Source organism: Streptomyces sp. SID12501, assembly GCF_010550245.1.
Taxonomy (GTDB): domain Bacteria; phylum Actinomycetota; class Actinomycetes; order Streptomycetales; family Streptomycetaceae; genus Streptomyces.
The window spans coordinates 1-783 of record NZ_JAAGLU010000167.1; the positions used below are offsets into that span (position 1 = coordinate 1).

1 pseudogene is annotated in these 783 nt (G+C 64.0%); it reads right to left on the reverse strand.

Going from position 1 to position 783, the window contains the following annotated elements:
* Positions 1 to 522 (reverse strand): annotated as a pseudogene (locus G3I71_RS45015) (IS1380 family transposase); the annotation flags it as partial.
* Positions 523 to 783: the final 261 nt, after the last annotated feature.

Here is a 783-nt window from a genome sequence, read left to right on the forward strand (position 1 = left end):
GGTGACGTTCTGGAAGTGGAGGCCGCGGACCTTGGTGTAGCCGAAGGAGGCGCCCTGGTTGGCCGGGCCGTAGACCTGCTTGACGGAGTCGATGTCTACGAACACCACTTCGTCACCCTTCGGGACGAAGCCCGAGTGGGCGGCAAGATTGCAGGTGAAGGCCCGTGCCGCAGACTCCAGTTGACGCACATGACCCCAGGTGAAGGCGCGCAGGAAGGTACCCAGGGTGGATGGGGCGCGAACGCCGCCGAAGAGTTTCGGCAGTCCTCCGTGGCGCAGCACGTCCAGGTCGTCGATGGAGTCGGCACCAGCGACCATGCCGCCCACGATCCTCATCGCCTTCGCGTCGGCGGCCGTGCCGGCACCATTCTTCGCACCGGCCAGGCGGACCTTCTCGGCGACCAGGGCCGGCAGACCGCACCGCTCGGCCAGCCGGATCACCGGGACCAGCCCGGCATGCGCGATGAGATTCGGCTCGTCGAACGCGGCGAACACCCTCGCCGGGCTATGGAAGAATTTCACTTGAGAGGTGCCTTGCCGGTTGGTGCTGGTGGAAGCGTGAGAACTCCCATCATCCCAGGTCAGCGGGCACCTCTTCTGATTTCTCCATCCACAGCCCGACCACTACGCGGTGGATCCAGGCTCATAGAGCTTGGTGTCGATTTTATTGCCGGGGCGGGCCTCGAGTTCTTCGATGAGTTTCTTAGTACCCCGAATTTCGGGGATACCCGGGACAATAGGCGGCTCGTACTGGACGCGTTTGTCCGCGAGAGCTTGCGCGAT